The sequence below is a fragment of the Bacillus sp. URHA0034 genome (genome assembly GCF_056280405.1).
The window spans coordinates 790,434-811,993 of record NZ_JBWCDK010000002.1; the positions used below are offsets into that span (position 1 = coordinate 790,434).

At 37.9% G+C, this 21,560-nt stretch carries 18 protein-coding genes; 8 read left to right on the top strand and 10 right to left on the bottom strand.

What is annotated here, in order from left to right; translation table 11 throughout:
• Window positions 1-28: 28 nt before the first annotated feature.
• Window positions 29-1,399 (bottom strand): glycoside-pentoside-hexuronide (GPH):cation symporter, encoded by a 1,371-nt coding sequence (locus tag ACZ9EE_RS05975; RefSeq protein WP_476025746.1) that lies wholly within the window; start codon window positions 1,397-1,399, stop codon window positions 29-31.
• Between the two features lie 5 nt (window positions 1,400-1,404).
• The gene (locus tag ACZ9EE_RS05980; protein WP_476025747.1) at window positions 1,405-3,804 is read right to left on the bottom strand and encodes a hypothetical protein; all 2,400 of its coding nucleotides are present in this window, start codon (window positions 3,802-3,804) and stop codon (window positions 1,405-1,407) included.
• 255 nt (window positions 3,805-4,059) lie between these two features.
• Between ACZ9EE_RS05980 and ACZ9EE_RS05985 the strand changes: the two genes are divergently transcribed.
• Window positions 4,060-4,938: an AraC family transcriptional regulator gene (locus ACZ9EE_RS05985; RefSeq protein ID WP_476025748.1), complete on the top strand. Its 879-nt coding sequence runs from the start codon at window positions 4,060-4,062 to the stop codon at window positions 4,936-4,938.
• A gap of 24 nt (window positions 4,939-4,962) precedes the next feature.
• Window positions 4,963-5,130: a hypothetical protein gene (locus tag ACZ9EE_RS05990; protein ID WP_476025749.1), complete on the top strand. Its 168-nt coding sequence runs from the start codon at window positions 4,963-4,965 to the stop codon at window positions 5,128-5,130.
• 74 nt (window positions 5,131-5,204) lie between these two features.
• Here ACZ9EE_RS05990 and ACZ9EE_RS05995 read toward each other — a convergent pair whose 3' ends face one another.
• Window positions 5,205-7,070 carry a sigma-54 interaction domain-containing protein gene (locus tag ACZ9EE_RS05995; RefSeq protein WP_476025750.1) on the bottom strand — a complete coding sequence of 622 codons (1,866 nt, stop codon included), beginning with the start codon at window positions 7,068-7,070 and terminating at the stop codon, window positions 5,205-5,207.
• A gap of 288 nt (window positions 7,071-7,358) precedes the next feature.
• On the opposite strand from ACZ9EE_RS05995, the gene ACZ9EE_RS06000 reads away from it, so the two are divergent.
• From ACZ9EE_RS06000 to ACZ9EE_RS06025, 6 genes are all read left to right on the top strand, one after another.
• Window positions 7,359-8,345, top strand: a complete 987-nt coding sequence (locus ACZ9EE_RS06000; RefSeq protein WP_476025751.1) for a heme-dependent oxidative N-demethylase family protein — start codon at window positions 7,359-7,361, stop codon at window positions 8,343-8,345.
• 26 nt (window positions 8,346-8,371) lie between these two features.
• Window positions 8,372-8,890 carry a dimethylamine monooxygenase subunit DmmA family protein gene (locus ACZ9EE_RS06005; protein ID WP_476025752.1) on the top strand — a complete coding sequence of 173 codons (519 nt, stop codon included), beginning with the start codon at window positions 8,372-8,374 and terminating at the stop codon, window positions 8,888-8,890.
• A 57-nt stretch (window positions 8,891-8,947) separates the two neighbouring features.
• Window positions 8,948-9,922, top strand: a complete 975-nt coding sequence (locus ACZ9EE_RS06010; RefSeq protein WP_476025753.1) for a PDR/VanB family oxidoreductase — start codon at window positions 8,948-8,950, stop codon at window positions 9,920-9,922.
• A 98-nt stretch (window positions 9,923-10,020) separates the two neighbouring features.
• Complete coding sequence (locus tag ACZ9EE_RS06015; RefSeq protein ID WP_476025754.1) at window positions 10,021-11,517, top strand: aldehyde dehydrogenase family protein; 1,497 nt, start codon at window positions 10,021-10,023, stop codon at window positions 11,515-11,517.
• A 138-nt stretch (window positions 11,518-11,655) separates the two neighbouring features.
• Window positions 11,656-13,188 carry an APC family permease gene (locus ACZ9EE_RS06020; RefSeq protein WP_476025755.1) on the top strand — a complete coding sequence of 511 codons (1,533 nt, stop codon included), beginning with the start codon at window positions 11,656-11,658 and terminating at the stop codon, window positions 13,186-13,188.
• Between the two features lie 275 nt (window positions 13,189-13,463).
• Entirely contained in the window at window positions 13,464-14,864 is a 1,401-nt protein-coding gene (locus ACZ9EE_RS06025) for a PQQ-dependent sugar dehydrogenase (RefSeq protein ID WP_476032870.1), read from the top strand.
• A 132-nt stretch (window positions 14,865-14,996) separates the two neighbouring features.
• Here ACZ9EE_RS06025 and ACZ9EE_RS06030 read toward each other — a convergent pair whose 3' ends face one another.
• The 7 genes from ACZ9EE_RS06030 to ACZ9EE_RS06060 form a co-directional block, all read right to left on the bottom strand.
• Window positions 14,997-15,860 (bottom strand): carbohydrate ABC transporter permease, encoded by an 864-nt coding sequence (locus ACZ9EE_RS06030; RefSeq protein ID WP_476025757.1) that lies wholly within the window; start codon window positions 15,858-15,860, stop codon window positions 14,997-14,999.
• A complete protein-coding gene (locus tag ACZ9EE_RS06035; protein ID WP_476025759.1) occupies window positions 15,857-16,846 on the bottom strand; it encodes a carbohydrate ABC transporter permease in 990 nt (329 codons plus the stop codon). The genes ACZ9EE_RS06030 and ACZ9EE_RS06035 overlap by 4 nt, the downstream gene beginning before the upstream one ends.
• A gap of 59 nt (window positions 16,847-16,905) precedes the next feature.
• Window positions 16,906-18,198, bottom strand: a complete 1,293-nt coding sequence (locus ACZ9EE_RS06040; protein WP_476025760.1) for an ABC transporter substrate-binding protein — start codon at window positions 18,196-18,198, stop codon at window positions 16,906-16,908.
• Window positions 18,199-18,481: 283 nt separating this feature from the next.
• Entirely contained in the window at window positions 18,482-19,303 is an 822-nt protein-coding gene (locus ACZ9EE_RS06045) for an STAS domain-containing protein (protein ID WP_476025761.1), read from the bottom strand.
• 141 nt (window positions 19,304-19,444) lie between these two features.
• Entirely contained in the window at window positions 19,445-20,044 is a 600-nt protein-coding gene (locus ACZ9EE_RS06050; RefSeq protein WP_476032871.1) for a PP2C family serine/threonine-protein phosphatase, read from the bottom strand.
• A gap of 89 nt (window positions 20,045-20,133) precedes the next feature.
• On the bottom strand, window positions 20,134-21,138 hold the full coding sequence (locus ACZ9EE_RS06055; protein WP_476025762.1) for a SpoIIE family protein phosphatase: 1,005 nt from the start codon (window positions 21,136-21,138) through the stop codon (window positions 20,134-20,136).
• Window positions 21,139-21,141: 3 nt separating this feature from the next.
• Window positions 21,142-21,558, bottom strand: coding sequence for an anti-sigma regulatory factor (locus ACZ9EE_RS06060; protein WP_476025763.1), 417 nt, complete (start codon window positions 21,556-21,558; stop codon window positions 21,142-21,144).
• Window positions 21,559-21,560 lie beyond the last annotated feature (2 nt).

Consider the following 21,560-nt stretch of genomic DNA (forward strand, 5'->3'; position numbering starts at 1 on the left):
TGTTCCAAAAAGAACCGAGAACCGTCCCCTATAATAACTCTTTACGCACATTTCCTTCATTCTTTTCATATTTAATGTAGTTAAGCATGATAATCGCTCCTACAATAAAGAAGACCGCCGGCAACCAGGTAAAGCAAAATTTAATCGCGGCTAATGATGTAGCCGATTGAGATACATTTGCGACATATCCTGCTTTTTCCATAATGATCGAAGGGATAAAACTGCCTAATCCAGATCCTAATTTGATACAGAACGAGCTGCCGATGGCCGTTAAGAAGCCGCTCGCACGAATACCTGTTTTCCATTCTCCATAATCGACAGTATCGGATAACATGGCAAACGGTAATGTAACTGCAATACCTGTTCCGAGCGATGCCACAATCCAGCCAAAGATAATCAGCGCAGCACTGCTTCCCGCAAAGGCAATGATGACTTGACCAATTGCCGCAATCACAAATCCGATGATTTGGGTATGCGTTTTCAAAAACTTTTTCACAATAAATGGGAGAATCGTGATTGATACCATTTGAAAAACGACGAGCCCATTTAAGATGGAAGCTAGGTTTTTATTATGAAGATTATATTCAGAATAATAGATTAAAGTTGAAGTTCTTGATGTATTACCTAACCAATAGAAGATGAAAGCAAGAACTAACGTAATCCACGGCCAATTTCCCTTTACTGCTCCAAAGCTTTGCTTGATAGGGATCGATTTTATACTTTTTGTATTGATTTCCTTCGTTCCTGCAAAAGCAAAAAGTAGTAAGGCAATGGCAACCACGGCATATATGCCCACGGTTACTTGAAACCCTAATTTATCGTTTCCTTTACCAAAAAACGACACAAGCGGTAAAGTGAATGAAGCCGTAATTAAATAACCAATCATCCCACCATTACTTCTCCAAGAATTTAAACGAACTCGTTCAGTTGAGCTATTAGTTAAATTCGGTAAAATCGCAGTGATGGGTGTTCCAATACCTGTATATACGATTCCAGCAATAATGTAAGTGACTAAAGCATAGACTACTTTGGCTGTTGGAGATAAATCTGGAGCTAAAAAAGTTAAAAATACCATTAGTCCAAATGGAATGGAAAACCATAGCCAATACGGACGGTTTTTTCCCCATTTGGTTCGTGTATGGTCAATGACTAATCCCCAAATAGGTGCATCCAACGCGTCAAAAATACGAGCAATTAACAGAACTAATCCTGCTGAAGCGATTGAAATTCCAAAAACATCCGTATAAAAATACATAATAAAACTAGTAAGTGTACAATATAGCAAATTACCAGCCGTATCTGTACTTGCGTAAGCTAATACTCGTTTTAAAGGCAATTTGGAGTTATTCTTTTCCTTTATGCTGAAATCTAAATTTTTCGCTGTGTTTCCCTCCATCATTCATCTCACTCCCTAGTAAGTAATTCTTTTTTTATTTTAAATTCCCCATCGACTAATAAAACTTGAGGAATAGTTTCCCCACTTCCTGATACAAAATGTAAATTTCTGTCATAGAAATAGTATTCAGTCGGATAAGGTGCATAACTAGTAATTAAAAGTCCTTCGTCTGTCCTTTCGATCGAGCCATTCACAACGGAAACGGTTCCATTTTCTTCATATAAAAAGGTCTTCTTCCCAAATCCATCTAAATAGGCAACCAACTCTTCTCCCATATCCCAATCAGCCGTTTCTTCTTCTTTCGAGAATAACCGAGTGAAAATGCCTCCGTCTCTAAAGAAAGTCGACTGGCCAAATCTGTTTCGGGATAAGTCAGGCCGATTGATATGAGGTCCAGCTATACTATAGGTGGACGCGGCTTCCCCTGTTGTTAGCTTCGTATTCGTCGCTTTTGCATTGGTATCATAGCAGTAAAGAATACCGATAGTCGCACGATAGGCGGCTTTTAAGTATCTAGGATCATGTAATTCTTCATACGCTTTTAGACATGCTGCAGCTGTGACTCCTCCCCATAACGAATGAATCATATAAGATAATGCTTCCCACCAGCGATCAGGGCTTTGAGCACGAAAATCATTGGAAAAGCCCATATTCGCAAGTACTAATTCCCCATATCTTTTTGCTGCATCGAAATGATGGGTGCTTGCTAAAGCTCCAGTTGCAGGGCCAAAACCAGCATTATCAAAAAAGTGCTCGGTTACTGCCGCTTTATACGTTCTGCTATCATTAGATACATTTCGCGCGATCTTGGACCATAAGGAACTGATTTCTTCATATTTCTCTGTTAGTCCACGACTTTTAAGCTCTTCCATTAATTCATCAATGTATAAGAAAAATACACCTAACATCCCCGCTTCTTCTTTTCCTCGCGGGTTATCATGTAAATCTGGGTTAACCCGTAATAAGAACACGTCAGCCGCCCAGGATAAGTAAGTATCCGGATGATGTAACTGTAATAGATTCTCATCAAATTGTGAAAGAAGGTAAAATACGTGTGCAATATATTCGAAATCCATGCAACGATAAAAATCTCCATATAAATCGTTAGGTTTAGTAAAATCTCCGTTTTGGAACCACTTTTTACGAATATAATAGACACAGCTTGCTTCTACTTTTAGAACTTCTTTGACATTCGTCTTCCCTAACAGATTATTTTTTAACACTAAACTTAATTTTCCTAACGATTCTCCCTGATTTGAAATAGGAGAGTAACTATATGGGATTTCACTGTTTTCTCCATTAAACAATACGTCACTAATATATTGAGACCGATTTTCAATTGTCTTTTTGATTGGTTCCATCACATTGAGGATAACGTTATCATAAAAGTGATCATCCATTTCTATTGTGATCTTATGTTCCCCAGGTGTGGTAAAAGTTAAGTTAGCCTGATAATTATTTTTTTCATTTTTAATTATCGCAAAAATATTTTCACGTTTTTTGTCACCAGCTGGATCCAAATATTCGATATAAGCATCGGTTAAGCGCCTATCCTCCGGTAATTCGAAAGCGAAATAATAGGTTTGGTCTGCGATTGCAAGTGGTTCGAAATCAAAAATAGGATGACCATAATTTTTTTGACCAATCAGATAAAAATCTTTTTGATCTTTAAAAGGCTCTAACGCATATCCCCATTCTTTTCCACCTAAACCCGGAAGAACAACCCCCTTTTTTTCATATAACCAATCAGCATTTTCGAACTTTTCTGGATATCCTCCTGCTAAGATTAATTGATGAAAAAGAAGCCCATCTAAAGAAGGGGAAACGCTTTCGAAAAATAGATTATTATACGTACAATAAGTTCCTACTGATAACGTTTGTCCTTTTGTTTGATACATCCCTAAATGGGGTGCCTCATTACTTCTGCGAACACATGCCAATTTCGAATAATGATTGGAGATCGACGGAAAGACAGCTGCTGAATGATTAGTTTGCAAGTTCAGATTATTGATACGATACATCACATAAGAAAAAGAAGACCATATTGCAAAATCTGTAATATTCAATTCGTTTGCTGTACGATTTCTTAGTTTGATATTCCATTCCAATCGGTCTTCTGATCGTGATAAATCATACTTCATGATGACTTCTATTTGTTCAAATGCATAAGTGACTGTAACTTGTGCATTGTCCTGTGATATGGCCGGCAGCATATCTCCACTACTTACTATTTCCCCATCTATTTTTAGAGCAAAATTTCCAAACAATTTATCTTTTTCATCATATCCACTTTCATTTAGATAAGATGAATCCATCACCCAATTCATTTGATGAGTATCTTCTTTTAATACTAGATTTATCAAATTTCCACTCGGTGAAATTTCCAATCTGAATTGTTTATTCTCCAAAAAATTACCTCCCTTTCAAAGGTTTACTAATAGAAAACGGTTAATAAATGTGCCATTTATAGGTATTTGAAGGTATAATGAATTAGAATTGAAAGCGTTAACTGTAAGTTCTACTAAAATATATCAGACAATAAAACGAATTAAAATAAAGGATTCTAATCACTTTTTAAGATATTTCACACGGTTTAAAATTTTCATATAAAAATGTAGAAGTTTGAGAGTAATAAAAATTGAAGAAATGCAGAGGTGATTTGTATGGAAATCGTGTCGATTGCTGTGCCCCCTTTTCCCATTTTTATTGAAGGAAATATCACGAAATATGAACAAGGGACATCGCATCCAAATAGAAGTGATTTGGAGTATTTCGATATGATTTTTGTGAAAAAAGGGAAGCTTTACTTAACAGAGGATGGAAAAGATTTTACTGTAAATAAAAACGAAATGTTGGTATTACTGCCTTTAAAGCACCATTTTTCTACACGGCCAACAGATGAAGAAACAGAATTTTATTGGCTGCATTTCTATACAAATAGTTACTATTCAGAGGGAGTTGAACCGAGGAAGTTAAAATCAGACATTCCAATCCCCTCTTTACACTTTCACAATCATAGCTATACCCTTCAGTTACAAAAAAAGTGTAAATTAGTAGACTATGAGGAGATATACAAAAAAATAGATCAGCTGTTATTAGCCACTACGAAAGAAAATAAGGAATTATCATTTTGGGATATACAAATCAGTTTCTTTTCTCTCATTAATCTCTTAGAGTCTCAAGGAATGGCCAAGGATAGTGGGTACATTATTTCAGAAAAAGTAGCTCAATTTATAAGAGATCATTACCATGAACCCATTACAAACACGCTGTTAGCAGAACAATTTAATATCCATGAAAATACAATCGCTAAGTATATGAAAAGATTCTATAAAGTAACAGCACTCGATTATTTAAATACGTATCGTCTTGAGCAAGCACGAATTTTGTTATTAAAAACAGATCATTCCATTCAATCAATCGCTGAACAGTGTGGTTTCAGTTATGGGCCCTATTTTTCGAGTGCTTTCAAAAAAACTTACAGCATGTCACCACTCAACTATCGGAAAAAGCATATGAGGAACGTAAATGGAAAGGGTTGATAGCCGCTGTCTACTTCACGGCCTATGGTTAAACCAATTCTTTGGTTTACTACAAAACAGTCGACCTCACAATGGCTAGCATTCAAAGTGAAGAAGATAAAAGTGAACCACACCATTACCTTAACAAAGGGTAATACGTCCGGCGGTAATGCTTATTGCACGGAGGTATTACCCCAAATCATTTATTTTTAATGCTGATAAGTTTCATTTCAGTCATTTCTTCGAGGAGTACGGCCTTTTTATTAGCTGAAATGTCTATCAATCTGCTAGTTCGTTTTTAACATATTTTCTATTTTCTTTAACTCAGTTTCTATATAAGATCTGCTATGGTCAAACCCAATAATGGCCAAAACTTTTCCGTTATGATCCATTAAAGGTGCAAAGCTAGTTTTCCATTCTCCATAAATATCTTCATATAAAGGCGTTACTCCTGCTTCTCCATTAAGAGCCTCAAATGCGACTTCCATCATTTCAGGTGGACCTTCATATAGTTCCCCTGGTGCAATCACGAAATCTTCATCGGCCACAATCGTCAGCATTTTATTATTATCTAATACTTGGAAAATATAGACCCACTCAATAATTCCTTCTTGTTCACGTATTTTTGTTAATTGTTTCTGAACCTTTTTAAAGGTTGGATTGGATGGTGAAACAGGTTGATTTACTAATTCAGAGATTTCTTCCGGCAGAATGACAGCAGATGTAACAATAGCCATTGATCGTAATTGTTTATTTAGATGTTGTTCCAGTATGTTTCTTTTAGTAGAAGGTGAGAGAGATTCGTTTTGAATTTTCTCACGAATTTTCTTATATTTTCTACTCATTGTAGGTTGACTTATATCGAGTACTTTAGCTGCAAGCTTAACCGATTTGAATTTATCCATAGCCATTTTGATAAGCTGTTCTTCAATGATATCAACTGCTTCTTGCAATGGCATGATGTGATTAATAATCGGAGGCTCCTTTAAAGCACCCTTTTTCCATGGAATGTATTTGTAAACTAAGCTCGAGTCTACGTTCAATTCTCTACTCGTTACAACGATTCGTTCAATCGTATTCTCTAATTGTCGAACATTTCCCGGCCAATCGTAAATACACAATAAATCTATCGCATCAGGTAAAATAGTCATGTTGCGCTTGTACAACGTATTATACTTTTCTATAAAATGATAGGTTAAGTAAGGGATTTCTTCTATTCTCTCTCTTAATGAAGGGATTTCAATTGGTACTACATTTAAACGGTAATATAAGTCCTCTCTAAATCGTCCATCTCTGACCATCTTTTCTAATGATCGATTGGTTGCAGCTATAATTTGAACGTCAATTTGAATCGGTTTTGAACTTCCTAAAGGGGTGACCTCTTTTTCTTGTAAAATCCGCAGTAGCTTTACTTGTAAGTTAAGCGGCAGTTCCGCAATTTCATCGAGGAACATAATCCCTTCATTTGCTTGTTCAAATTTCCCGGGAGCACCATTCTTGTTTGCACCACTAAATGCGCCGCCCACATAACCGAATAATTCACTTTCTAATAAATTTTCCGGAATGGCACCACAGTTTACTGCAATAAAAGGTTTAGACCTTCTATTTCCTAATTGATGAATGGTCTTAGCAATCATTTCTTTCCCTACACCAGATTCTCCTAATAAAAGAACTGTTGTTGAAACTTTTGAAACCATATCTATTGTGTTTAGTACCTCTTTCATTTTTTCACTATGTACGACCATTGACGAAGTGTGAATGGTATCTAGGTCATTAGCTATTTCTTTTGAATCTATAACAGGATCGGAAATACTTTTTAAACCCCAAATCACTAAATCTCCATTATCTCCATTTGAAGAAAACAGAGTAATAAGAATATGATTGCCATTCCAAGCCTTTAATTGAAGAGAATGAACCTCTCTATTTAACAATTGTAAAATGGAATCACCAAAGAATGAGATTTCCTCTAATTCTGTAAACATCCTTCCCTGAACTGAGGAAGAGCTGGCTGACCAAAAGTTTTTTAAATTTCCATTTCTATATAAAATAGTTCCCTTAAGGTTCGTGACAATAATTTCATCATAAATAGATAGCATACTCGATTGAAAAGCTTGAAGTAGTTGTTCATTAGATAAAATCATGGACACACTCATATCACACTTCCTTATCTGTAGAAGAAAATCAGATTATTTAGGAAAATTATTTCATATTTAAATAGGAATTTCAATTATGAAATTCCTATGGGGTGAATGATCCTTCAAATTTAGGACAGAGCAAGAGGATATTCTAATGATTTCATTTTTGAATGTAGATTTTATAAGTGGAATGTTCAGAATATACTTTAAATTTAATTTGTAGACAAAACAACTAAGACCCTTATTTTTAGATTTGGCACAATAATTGCATTAAAGAATGGTAAAAAAATAAAAGGAGAGATTGATATGTACAAATCTACTATTCTCGATCTATTTCCCTACCCTTTTCAAACTATTAAAGAAGGAACCAACTACCGGTATTCAAATGACTTGAGAAAACTTGAAAAGGATCAAACGAATTGTGTAGTAATAACACCAGAATATGAAAAACAAATAAAAAGAAAAAGAGAATTATTGAAGGAACAACCGGAAGTAAGGTTCCAATCGTATCCACATACAATGGAAATGCAATGGGAAGTGGCCGAAATGCTAATTAATCTGGCGGTTGAACGTTACCCAGAGCACTTCCAATTGAAAAAAAACGGTAATCATTGGACATTTCATAATTTCATTTTAAATGAAACTGAATCCTTCCTTTTTGGTGATGCATCGAGCATCGAGCTTGAGCCGCTTGACTTAATTGGCCGTCATTTCGCCACCGATTTTGTCTTAATGGTTCATCGAGATGACAATCTTTATTTGGAAGTTGCTCAAGAATCTTATGCAGCTTTATTCTCACCTCACTGGAATAAAGGGATGTCATTTGACGAAATTCATGGACCTGTCCCATTTGTTTCACGCACAGGAGTACCTCTAGCTGAACGGGTTCGTAATTTCTTGCTGCGTAATGTGTTACCTGGAGAACCTTGGACTAGAATCAACTGGAATTTAATGGCGAATCGTTGGGATGTGAATTATGAAACATTTGATACTTGGGGACCAACACGCTCTTTAGTCACTTCAGAAAATGCTGGTAAACTAGTAAGACTTCGTGTAGAAGAACAATTTTTCTATCGTATGCCAAGGAGTAATGCTATTTTGTTCGTATTGAATACTCAATTCCTGCCAATGGAAGATTTAGCATTAAGACCAGAATGGCTTAAGCAAACTTACTCGATTCTCTCAGATATCCCTAAGCCAATGGCTGATTATAAAGGATTTACCCCTTTTATTGAACCGACAGTCGAATATCTGAGAAATTTAGTTGAAAAAGTAGAATTACAAATAAGCTAAGGCCGAAAAGATGGGAGGTATGTAAAGTGGTCTATAACAACCCAGTATTATTCGATCAGTCAGTAACCATTGTAGAAAAATTTAGGGTTAGAAATGATCGAAGAAAATTACTTATTATTTCTGCCGAACCGAAAGAAGCAGATATAGTCCAACAATTTATTAATGAAATAAATCATCAAAAAGAATACGAATTATTTGAGTTGAACAATGAATTACAAATTACAAATATTAGTGAGGTCCTAGACTGTCAAAAAATGGGGACACAACTTTATATATCTGCTAAATGGGATGATGCGGTTACTATTTTCAACACGGCAATTGATGCTGGTTTTTCAGAGGATGAAATTCAAACGCTTATTTCCGGCGAGAAGAGACGTTATGTTTATTGTTTAAAGTGCTATCATCTACAAGAAATAGAGGCAGAAGATACGGATACCATTTGTTATCACTGCCAAATCAGCTTAGAAATTGGCCCTTTCTTCTCAAGAGAGCGAAAAGGATATATTGGATATCCTTACAATCCTGCTTTCGTAACGTCAAATTAGATGTGACATGCGAGATAAATAATAAGAGTTGACACATAACGATGGGAGTAATGTTGTATGAGAGCTTTCGGAAAAATAAAAGTATACGTAGGAAAAATAGTACAAGAAACAAACCTGGTCAGGCGCTTCCACTTGTATCCGGTTGATCAAGAATTACTACCTGCATTTACGGGTGGTTCACATATCGCTACGTATGTAAAAAATGGCGATGAGGTGATTGAAAGAAATTACTCACTTGTTAGTCATCCAACTGACCGGACTAAGTATGCGATTGCCATTCGTAAAGATGACCATTCAAGAGGAGGATCTGTTTATTGGCATGATGAGATCAAAGAGGGAAATCAATTAGAGATCAGTTGGCCTAAAAATCATTTCCCACTAGCTTTCAAAGCTGCTAAACATCATGTGTTTTATGCGGCTGGAATTGGAATTACTCCTTTTATGACAATGATGGAAGATTTAACAGCTGAAGGTAGATCATTTGAATTGCATTATACAGCCAGAACAAAAGAAGATTGTCCTTTTTATCATTATTTGAAGGCAAAATACCCTGGAAAATGTCATTTCTATTTCTCAAGAACCGAAAATCCTAACAAAATGGTACCTTCAACTATGGCAGAACATCGGATTGGTTCACATGTGTATTTCTGCGGACCGGTTTCAATGGTAAAAGAATTTAGGGCAGCCGCAGAAAACTACGGTTACCCACCCCACTCCATCCATTTTGAATTATTTGCTGCGACTGATGAAGGTCCAAAACAATCTTTTGTGGTAAATTTGGCAAATAGCCAAAAGAAGGTCGAAGTTTCTGAAAAAGAAACGTTATTAGAAGCCTTATTAAAAGCCGGGGTGGATGCTCCATATTCTTGTAAAGTAGGTGGATGTGGAAGCTGCGAAGTAGAGGTAGTTGAAGGAAAAGTTGATCACCGCGATCACTTTTACAAAGATCAAGAAAGACATGAGAAAAAAGTGATCCTAACTTGTTGCTCAAGAGCAAAAGAATCTGAAAAAGAGCTCATTTTAAATCTTTAATGAACCTTTTTTCACAATTTCTGAAAATTCAATCTACTATTTGTACTAACAATAGGCTTGAAATATAATAGAATTATGAATAATCCGGAGGTAATCCTATGACAACAACCACTCAAGTATTAGAATTAAAGCTGTTTATAAATGGTGAATGGAGACTTTCTAGTAATCCTGATATCAATAAGGTTATTAATCCAGCAAATGGCGAATTAATTGCTATAGCTCCTAGAGCGACAATTGAAGAAACCGAAGAAGCTATTAAATTAGCAAAAGAAACGTTCGAAAGTGGTGTTTGGTCTAAGCTAAGTGCACAAGAACGGGCGGATTACCTACTGAAAATTGCCGATAAAATTGATGAAAAACACGATGAACTAGTAGAACTTGAAGTAAAAGATAATGGAAAAATCAAGGCTGAGGCTGAGATTGATATAAACGATGCTGCCTCCTGTTTCCGCTATTATGCCGGTTTAATTAGAACTCCGGATGGAGAAACCTATCATGTTGCGGATCCCATGCAAGCGATGGTCGTACGTGAACCAATAGGGGTTACAGGACTGATTGTTCCTTGGAATTTCCCTTTCCTAATGAGTGTATGGAAATTTGCTCCTGCTTTAGCAGCCGGAAATACAATTGTGTATAAACCGGCTGAAGTTACTCCAGTAACAGCAACGAAATTAGTAGAAATTATTGATGAAGTTGGTGTCCCAAAAGGTGTAGTGAACTTGGTATTGGGAAAAGGTTCTGTAATTGGTGAGGTAATCGCCCGCAGCCATGATGTAGATATGGTTTCGTTTACAGGCAGCACTGAGGTAGGAAGAAACATTATGCGGAATGCTGCAGGAAATTTGAAAAAGATTTCACTTGAACTAGGTGGAAAATCACCAAATATTATTTTTGCCGATGCTGATTTTGAAGCTGCTGTGGATAATGCCTTGGTTGGTATTTTCTTTGGCTCAGGTCAAGTATGTTCTGCTGGCAGCCGAATCATTGTACAAGAAACCATTTATGATAAATTTGTTGACGAGTTCGTAAGACGCGCCAAAAATATCAAAGTAGGACCTGGATTGGAAGAAGGTTCCGAAATGGGTGCCATTGTAAGTGAAGCACAGCTGAAAACCATTCTCGAGTATATTGAAATCGGTAAAAATGAAGGCGCAACATTAGCTTGCGGTGGTAAGCGTCTTTCTGAAAATGGTTTAGATAAAGGATTCTTTGTAGAACCGACTGTATTCATTGATGTAACTCCAGAGATGCGTATTGTAAAAGAAGAAATCTTCGGACCCGTTGCCGTTATTCAAAAGTTCGAGGATGAGGAAGAAGCAATTAAACTCGCGAATGATACGATCTATGGTCTTGCTGGCGGTGTATTCACTTCAGATGGGGCAAAAGCAATGCGTGTGATTAAACAAGTACGCGCTGGGATAACTTGGATCAACACCTATGGACCAACCTATAACGAAGCACCATGGCACGGTTATAAGCAAAGTGGAATTGGTTCAAGCCTTGGAACATTTGGATTAGATGAATTTCAAGAAGTAAAACAAATTAACTTTAATCTTACTGTAGGACCAACTGGCTGGTTTTCAAACAATAAATAAGGAATGGGATAAAGAGGTTATTTTAAAGGGCATGGTATGTCTTTAAAATCAACCTCTATCCAAAATTAATTTACTTAATATTCCTAACTTTATCGACAATCCAGAGAATAAAAAACAAGAATCTAAGGAGGTCAAACTATGCAAGAAAATCTAAACAAAATGAGCGGATCTATGTCAGAACATCATGATAGTGATGCTGCTCACCTGGCATCGCTTGGATACGAATCGGAGTTTCGCCGTGATATGAGTCCGTGGGCAAACTTTTCGCTTGGGTTCACTTACCTTTCTCCTGTAGTCGGTGTGTACTCCCTATTTGCATATGCTCTTGCGCAAGGCGGCCCACCAATGATTTGGAGTTTTGTCGCCGTTGGTCTCGGACAATTACTGGTCGCACTAGTCTTCAGTGAGATTGTCGCACAATACCCTGTTGCAGGAGGAGTTTATCCTTGGGCGCGAAGATTATGGGGACGCAAGTGGGCGTGGATGACTGGCTGGGTTTACTTAATGGCTTTACTTGTGACGATTGCCAGTGTTGTCTACGGTGCTGGACCGTACCTAGCACAAGTTCTGGGTTTTAAAGTTTCGGTAGACTCCACCATTCTTTGTGCAGTAGTGATTCTTGTTCTATCTACGATCATCAATTTTCTTGGTACAAAAGTTCTCGCTGCAGCTGCAGTTATTGGTTTTACTGCAGAGATTATCGGTGCACTTGTCGTTGGTTTCTGGTTGCTAGTCACACAGAGGCATCACGGTCTTGGGGTGCTCTTTGATTCTTTTGGTGCTCAAGGTAGTCATAGCTATTTGTATGCATTTGCAGCGGCTGGATTAATTGGGATTTTTCAATATTATGGGTTCGAAGCTTGCGGAGATGTTGCTGAAGAAGTACCGAATCCAGGTGTTCTCATTCCAAAGGCAATGCGCCGGACGATTTACATTGGCGGTGCTGCAGCAACTTTTGTGTGTCTTGCATTAGTACTTTCAGTGGCTGATATCCCAGCAGTTATCGCTGGTAAAGATGTAACTCCTGTTGATACATTACTAAACGATGCATTTGGTGCGGTTGGTGCGAAAATTGTACTTGGAATTGTGTTAATTTCTTTCCTTTCATGTGCGATGAGTTTACAAGCGGCTGCAAGCAGACTTGCCTACTCCTATGGCCGTGATGACATGATTGTAGGAAGCCGCCTTTTAAAGAAGTTCTCGGTCGCTCGTCACATTCCTCCGTATGCCCTGCTTCTTGCAGCTATTGTTCCTGCTATGATTGTGCTTGGATCGAAAGTGTCTACAGATGCGCTTACGAAGGTAATCAGTTTTGCGGCATTTGGCATTTATCTTGGATTCCAAATGGTTGTCCTTGCTGCACTCCGGGCTAGACTTAAAGGATGGAAACCAAGTGGTAAGTATCAATTGGGCAAGTGGGGTCTTCCTATCAATATTGGTGCCCTCGTATACGGAATAATCGCAATGATTAACATGTGCTGGCCAAGAACGCCAGATGCAGCTTGGTATGATAACTATATCGTGCTCCTCTCAGGAGTGATAGTTGTTGGTGCGGGTTTGATATATATGATCATTCATCGCAGCTACGGACATAGCAATATGCCCTATAATGATGCCATACCGAAAAAAACGATCCCTTTTAAAAATAAACGCAATGACATGTTAATGTAGGTTTGTTGCTAACTCATATTGCCTTCCCTTTGGAGGTTCATGCAATTAGATCATGGTGATGACTGTAAAATTGAAGAACAACGTAATTACATGGAAACTAAAATGCCCGAGAAGGTTCACTTCCCGGGCATTTTATTATAGCAAATTAAAAAGTAAGTGCCCCTGATACCTTGGCGGAGATTCCCTAGCCCTATTTGGTACTAATAGACCAATTTCAACCATATTCTTATAAAAGAAAACCACATGAAGGGGTGTAAAGTTAGGTGAAAAAAGTTATGGTTCGTTTACAGCCCATTGTTAGTAAGATAAATTTACCCACTGTTATAAAAACAGCTACGCCCCCAGGTGCTTCAATCGAAGGATTATTTATTGCAACCCAGGTAGGAGAAATCTTTTACATAGGGAACGGTGGAATTAGGACTTTTTTAGATATCCGCCCACAAATCATCAAACTAGGTGCATCTAGTGGTGGTTATGATGAACGGGGATTGCTGGGGCTAGCCTTTCATCCTGAATTTTATTCTAACGGTCTGTTTTATCTTCATTATTCAGCAGCTGGAACACAAGGTACAGGGGCTCTTTCTGAGCATTTTAGTCCTAATCCGTGTGACCCCAAAACCTTAAACCAAACGTGGTTAAATAGAGAAACTCGCTATGATCATATTGATACTGTAGAGGAATGGATTGTATCAATGAATGTTCAACCTCAAAAACGCCGGACATTGCTTAACATACGAAGACCATTTATGAACCATAATGGTGTCAATAGCTTAAACTTTTCGCCTGAAACAGGAAAACTCGTTTTAACCACCGGTGATGGTGGATCAGGCTATGATCCTTTTAATTTAAGTCAGGATAATCTGGAAATAGCGGGAAAAATAATTGAAATCGACGTATCCAAGAATACCTATAGCAATAATCCACCTGTGGTCACACGTTTTAATGAACTTCCCGCCCCTATTCAAGAAACGCTTACGGTTATGGCCAAAGGGGTTCGCAATATGCCAGGCATTTCATTTCAAAGGTTTTATAATCAGTACATTAAATATGTGGGAAATGTCGGGCAGGATTTGGCAGAGTCGATTTTTTCATTCGTTCAATATAAACCCATGCCGGTTACACAGCTTGTTCAAGCTTCTCTAAGAAATACCGAACCTGACCAAGAAGGATTCATTAACTTTGGCTGGCGTGGATGGGAAGGTGCTTTTCCTACTTCAATTATCAGAGTCTGCACTAATAATTCGACTTTGGACGAAAAAACAATTGTCTATTACAATGAAGCGGTCAACACCTCAACAAGGCGTCTTCAGCCTCTAACTAATTATTTCCATAAAGATCACAGGCCCGATAAGTTTGCTGGAACTGCCCTGACAGGTGTTCAAGCCTATATGGGCAATGGCATCCCTGATTTAACGGGAAGTGTTTTGTTTACCGATCTTGCCCGAAAAGAACCTCCATCTCCGGTTAGAGGGATTCTAGCTTATACCAGGGTAAGGACAGATGGTAAACTAAATGATTTTAGTGTGATTGAAACTGATTATAATTTTGGGTCTCAATCCGCTTATTATGTTAGTTTGGGAACGAATCTGGATCAAACCAGACTCTATTTAGGGGTTTACGGCTCTATGAAAGTGACTGATTTTAACCAAGGTACTGTTTTTGAAATGGTTCGATGATTTTTATAAATTCAATGATTAAGATTGGCGTGAAAACTTTAAACCGTATTGGCAAAATAAAAACGACTCTAGTTTACCAAAAACGTTATTGAAACGATTTCGGTGAAGCAGAGCCGTTTTTTTATGAATCACTTATCCCTTCATTCCAGCAGAAATATTAGAACCTTTGATAAAATACTGTTGGAATAGGAAGAAAATCAATATCGTCGGGATCAGGACCATCACAGACATGGCCATTAAATAATTCCACTGAGTCTGGACACTGCCTTTAAATGTCTGTAGCCCCAACTGAAGTGTATACAGCTTTTCATCACTTAAATACAATAATGGTCCCAGCAAGTCATTCCATGCTCCAGTAAAGGAGAAAATCGCTACTGTGATTAACGCCGGCTTAACCAGCGGCATCGCAATCGACCACCAAATCCGAAAATGGCTTGCTCCGTCTATCGTCGCAGCCTCAATGATATCTTTCGGAATGGTCAACATAAATTGTCTAATTAGAAAGATATTAAACGCACTTCCCAAAAACGCCGGCACGATGAGCGGCAGGTAGGTGTTGATCCAACCTAATTTTGAAAACAACACATATTGCGGCACCATTGTTACAAAACCGGGAATCAGCATCGTAGACAGGACCAAAACAAAAAGCGCATTCCTTCCCTTAAAACGTACCTTTGCAAAACCATAGGCAATAAATGCATTGACAAAGACATTACCAATTGTATTTACGACAGCAATCAGTAAGGTGTTCAAACTCCATCTTGTAAAGTCACCGGTTTTCCATGCTTCTATGTAATTCGAAAAATGAAACCCCTTTGGAAAAAAGGAAGGAGGGTATTGCATGATCTCCTCGGGGGATTTTAGAGAAGTTGAGATCATCCACCAAAGCGGAATTAGTAACACGATACTTCCTAAGAAAAGGATGAGAAACACCATCGATTTTTTGACGTTAAGTTTTTTATTTTGACCTGACCTTCTTACTCCAGCACCAATCACTTGTCATCTCCTCCATCATAATAAACCCATTTCTTGCCTGCTTTTAAATTAATAAAGGTCAGCACCATGATAATAATAAATAAGAACCAAGCCATGGCTGAAGCATATCCCATATCAAACGATTTGAACGCGTTGTTCCACATATGTAGATTGTAGAAGAGCAGCGAATTGCCTGGTCCGCCTTGTCCATTCTGGGTCATGACATACGCTTCTTGAAAAATTTGAAACGATCCAATGGTACTCGTAATGATATCAAAGAAAATGATCGGCGTTATCATCGGAAGAGTGATGTGAAAGAATTTTTGAGGTCCACTCGCTCCATCTAAATCTGCCGCTTCATATAATGACGGAGAAATGCCTTGCATTCTGCCAAGATATAATAGCATACCTCCCCCTACACTCCACATTTTCATCAATATCAATGCCGGCTTTGTCCAGTGGGGGTCGAAGAGCCAAGATGGACCTTCGATTCCAAATAGGTGTAAAAATTGGTTAACTAATCCTGTAGACGGACTTAACATTTGCATCCATAAGAAGTAGACTGCTACCCCAGACAGAATAGATGGAAGATAGTAAATAGTACGGAACACCTTCATCCCGATCACCTTTTGGTTTAATAAAACCGCAATCATGATGGCTCCGGCCGTTGTTAAGGGTACAGAAAAAATCACATAGTAAAGAGTGTTCCAAAGCGCTGTCCAGAACATATCGTCTAATGTGAACATTCTTTTATAGTTTTCCAAGCCGATAAAATTCATTTTGGAAGTAATATTATAATCTGTAAAACTGGCAAATAGGGAAAAAACTAGGGGACCTGCTGTCAATCCAACAAACCCAATCAGCCAGGGTAAAATAAATACATAGCCTGTCAGATTCCGTTTCCATTTAACACTGGAAGCCGACTGAGCATGGGCTCTTTTCTGCTGTGTGCTCATCGGGATACTCGGTATTCTTGTATCCACTTGACCGGCTGTTACTTTTTCCATCCTGCTCATCCTTTCTTATACGAGGAAGAGAAGCGCTGAACGCTTCTCTTTTCTCGTCGTTATTTTTTCATCTTTGCGACATCTTTTTCTGCCTTCGTTAAGGCGGCTGCAGGTGTCATTTTACCTTCAATCGCTGACTCTACCAGCGGATTAATGCGTTCTTGATAGTCTGGATACTGATTAGGAACTGGCGATAGGGTTGTATATTGCAATGAATCTACTGCGTTTCGGTACACCGTCTTAGCGTTTCCATTTAAATCATTTAAAACGCTCTCAGCCGCTTTAATATTGGCGACGTTATCATAGTTCTTCTCTGCCCAGTATTTTTGAGCTTTTTCCCCGGTTAGGTATTTAATAAATTCCATCGCTTCTTTAGGATGTTTCGCTCCTTTTGGAATCTCCGCGACGAATCCGCCGCCATCACTCCATGGCTTGCTGTTTTCATCAAATGCGGGCATGGTTGTTACACCAAAATTCATCTTTGTACCAGAATCCCGGATTTGAGTATAGAAGGTGGCTACATCTGTAAACATGGCCACTTTTCCTGCAATAAATGGATTGGTTTGCCCGTTACTGAATTCAGCTTGATAGTTTTGGATCGTCTTTTTTCCGTAGCGTTTTTGCCAGTCAGCTAACCATTCTAATCCTTTTACTTTGTTTGGCGTGTTTATTTTTAACTCTCCGTTTTCGACGTACCCAATGCCATTATCCGCATTTTTCAGCCAGCTGGGAGCACCAAAGCCGCCAAACAATGGATAAAATCCAATCCGGGTATATTTGCCGTCTTCTTTTACATCTAGCTTCTTGGCATCTTCTTCAAGCTCTTTCCAGGTAGCAGGCGGTCTATTAGGGTCTAAGCCCGCCTCTTTGAATGCATCTTTATTGTAAAATAGCAATCTTGTATCGGTAGTGAACGGAACTGCATAGGGCTTGTTTTTATATAAGACTGTTTCCCAAAGATTTGGATAAAATTGTTTTTTAAATGCATCTTGATCTATGTATTTTGATAAATCCTCTGCTTGATTGTTTTCGGCGCGCTGCGAAACACTATTGATATCATTGATTACAACGTCGGCTGGGTTTCCTGCTGCCACAGCGGCAAGATCCTTGGTCCAAATGTCTCCCCAAGGGATAAAGGTATGCTTAACCAAGATTTTGTCCTGCGATTTGTTAAAGTCGTCGACTATTTTTTCAATGACCGGTCGTCTTGTTTCCGAACCCCAGAATGTCCAAAAATCGACCACTACCTTCCCATTCGTACTAGCAGCACTGCTCTTACTCGAACATCCTGATAGGAAAGTTGACAAGAGGAGGATTACTATCAGAGATAAACTTCCAATTATTTTTTTCATATATGTTTGCTCCTTAGATGGTTTAATCATGTTAAAAGATTTCCGGAATCTTTTCTATTAAACATATACCCCGTATTCTGTCTAATAAACTAACATTTTGTCAAAATAGGAGGAAAGTCGCATCGAGAGGCCAGGTGCTGGAGTTGGCGCATTTACCCTGGAAAAGGTTACCACAAGGTTAATGATTTCTTAGAATAAAAAACCGGCTGCCTAATGGCGGCAGCCGGTTTTCAATTCTCTTTTAATTACTATTTCATACTGCAATAGCTGAAATATGTATAAGTTAACTGAGATAATTATTTAATGTTTGCTGTAAAGTTGCTTTTGTTTCTGTAAAACTAGAAAGATCAATTCCTAAATGAACCATTTTCCTGACAAGTTCTGGGCGTAATCCCGTTATCACTGATTTAGACCCCATCAACGTAATACCAATCAACACTTTTTGAAAATGAGAAATGGTTACTTCGTCCATATCTGATATTCCTGATAAATCAATAATTAATGTTAGAAGCCTGTGCTTGGAAATGTCTGTTAATACTTTTTCTTCAATAATATCCATTCGATAAGAATCAAATGTACCGATCAATGGCAATACAGCTACCGTTTGGCTAACTGGAATAATTGGTACAGAAAGATGTTCGACTAATTGCCTTTGGGAAAGGATTAATTCATCTTTATACTGTGAATAGCTAATGAAAAATGAGTTCAGAAACTCATCGATTCCATCATTAACCTTCTCTTCCAACTCAAAGAAATTTTCAGCCAATTTCTGATTATCATGGATTTGATCATAAAGTCTGATAAAATGCCATAAAGCGCGTCTTATGGCATGTACCCATTCTAATTTGAACGCAAGAGTTAATGAATGTTTCGCCCAAGCAATCCCTTCTTCTTTCGCAAAAGCGGTGAGGTCATCTTTTCTATTTTCCACAACATAAAGAACTAGCTTTTGAGCATTTTTCAATAAGTCAATATTACCTTCTCTTAAAATACCCTCAATGTTTGAGGCAACATTGACAGCCTCAGATAATAGTTTATTCTGAAATTCTTCATTATGGTTGGTAATATAGTCCGAAATATTTTTAGTATCATAGAGCTTTTCCAAAATTTATTCCTCCTTAGTAAGTCTATCTAAACTTCACAAAGGTATCTGGATAATAATACCCGCTAATAGAGTAATGAAAAATTTTTTATTAAAAATTTCCAATATATATAATTTAACTTCCAATCAATGGAATCGTTGTTGTTAGAGAAGTTTACCTACTATATAAGTTAGGTCGTCTTTTCCTGTTTTCGCATGGCTCTCTAAATAATTCGAGATTTCTTCAACCGAGCAAGAGGAACTTACCAATGACTTAATACCGGGAATTACAAGACCGTCCGTATGAAGAATAAATTTTGCCCCCTCTTCATAAGAGTATGTTTCGCATCGGTATTTTTGCGGCTTCCCTGATAAATATCCAAGGATAGGTAGTGGATAGATAAATCGGCCAGAGGGGCAAGAAAGTACAAATTGAATGTTGCCAACCGAGCTATAGGTGAAAGTCTTTTGTAAAAAATTTACCTTTAATATGGATATAGTGGCGCCCCTTTTATTTTTTAGGACCTGATTGCAGCTTTCAATTAATACCTCTACCTCTTTATCATGGTTTTTTTCCACTTCTTGACTAATCGCGTTTGACGAATGATAAGCATGCTCCCCGCTCCCTAAACCATCAGCAACTACACAAATAAAATAATCGGACGTTACCTTCATAAAAAAGCTATCCCCGTTGAATACATTCCCTGCCTTTGGAATTTGGTAGGCAATTGCCTGAATATGTTGGTTAAGGTCAAGTTCAAGCATTTTTTCACCCTGCATCTTTACCAAGTGCCTTTCCTGATTTTTGGTTACTGTTGATATGTTTCATTAAAAACTACCCCACTTAGAGAGTTTTAAACTCTTTTTAAAATGATGAGCGTAAAATCATCCCTTAACTCAAAATTCTGGAGTCTCTCAAAATGACGATAAATGTTTTCTACCATTTCTTGGGCGGATAAATGCATAAAGGATTGAATTAAATCGGTAATGACCGAACGTTCAATAAATCCATTTTCTGTCCTAGATTCAGTCACACCGTCCGATAGTAACACGATCATATCTCCGGGTTTAACCTTTTTTTCATACTGCTCATATGTAAAATTTGGTTCTACCCCTAACACAATACCCCTTGTTTTTATGTCCTCAAAGGATTGAGAAGAAGCATGATAATAGAACCCTTCCTCATGTCCCGCAGCAGCATAAGTAAATGAATGCTTAACAAAATCATATATTCCGTAAAACATAGTTATAAACATAGTTGAATCCACATTATTTTCTACGACTCTATTTAAATTTGTTAACACATCATTCGGATTTTCTCTAGACTTTGCTACACTATCCATTGCATACTTCATCATAGACATACAAAGTGCGGCAGGTATTCCTTTGCCAATTACATCTGCAATAGCAACACTAATACTATTTCCATCCTGAACAAAGCGATAAAAGTCTCCATTCATTTTCTTTGCCGGTATACTTATCGCACCAATATCTACTTCCTCAAGCTTCGGAATTGGCGTTTCTAATAAGGTTTCTTGGATGCTGGCGGCAATTTCAATTTCTGATTTTATTTCAGACTGCTGGTCTCGTAAGCTCAGATGTTCTTGATAGGCTAAGCCATAATTCATCATAAATTCGATCAGAAAATCAAACGATGCTAGAATTTCAGCACTAATATCTGGAAATAGGTCCTTTAAGACTTTACAATGGATACTAATAATTTCTTCCGGGGATATTTGCTGTTCAATCGATTTCCTGCTAAACATTTGTCCTTGATACAGTGCTGCTTCGGAACAATCTTCTATATATCTACGAAGAATCTCCCGATAGCTTGATTCTAAAACCGCTTTAAAATCCATCTTCTAACCACCCCTCCTATCTCGAAGCCATTTTGTTACCCGAATAGTGGTCCCTTCTCCAAGCGTTGAGATTAGATCAAATTCATCCATTAACCGTTTTACTCCTGGTAAGCCTGCCCCTAAACCACCAGATGTGGAAAACCCATCCTCCATCACTCTCCGAATATCATGAATTCCTGGGCCATGATCAACCGCCATTACTTTTAAACCTCTTTTTTCGAAATCATTGACTGGCTCGAAATGAATCTCTCCATGCCCAGCATATAAATAAATATTACGTGCCAACTCAGAAATGGCAGTAGTGATTCTTGCCTGGTCAACTGTTCCAAATCCTAGCTCTTTGGCAATGTTTCTTCCTAGTTGCCTAGCTGCAACAATATCCCATTCTGATATTATTTGTACAGAGGATTCGTTTTCCATTC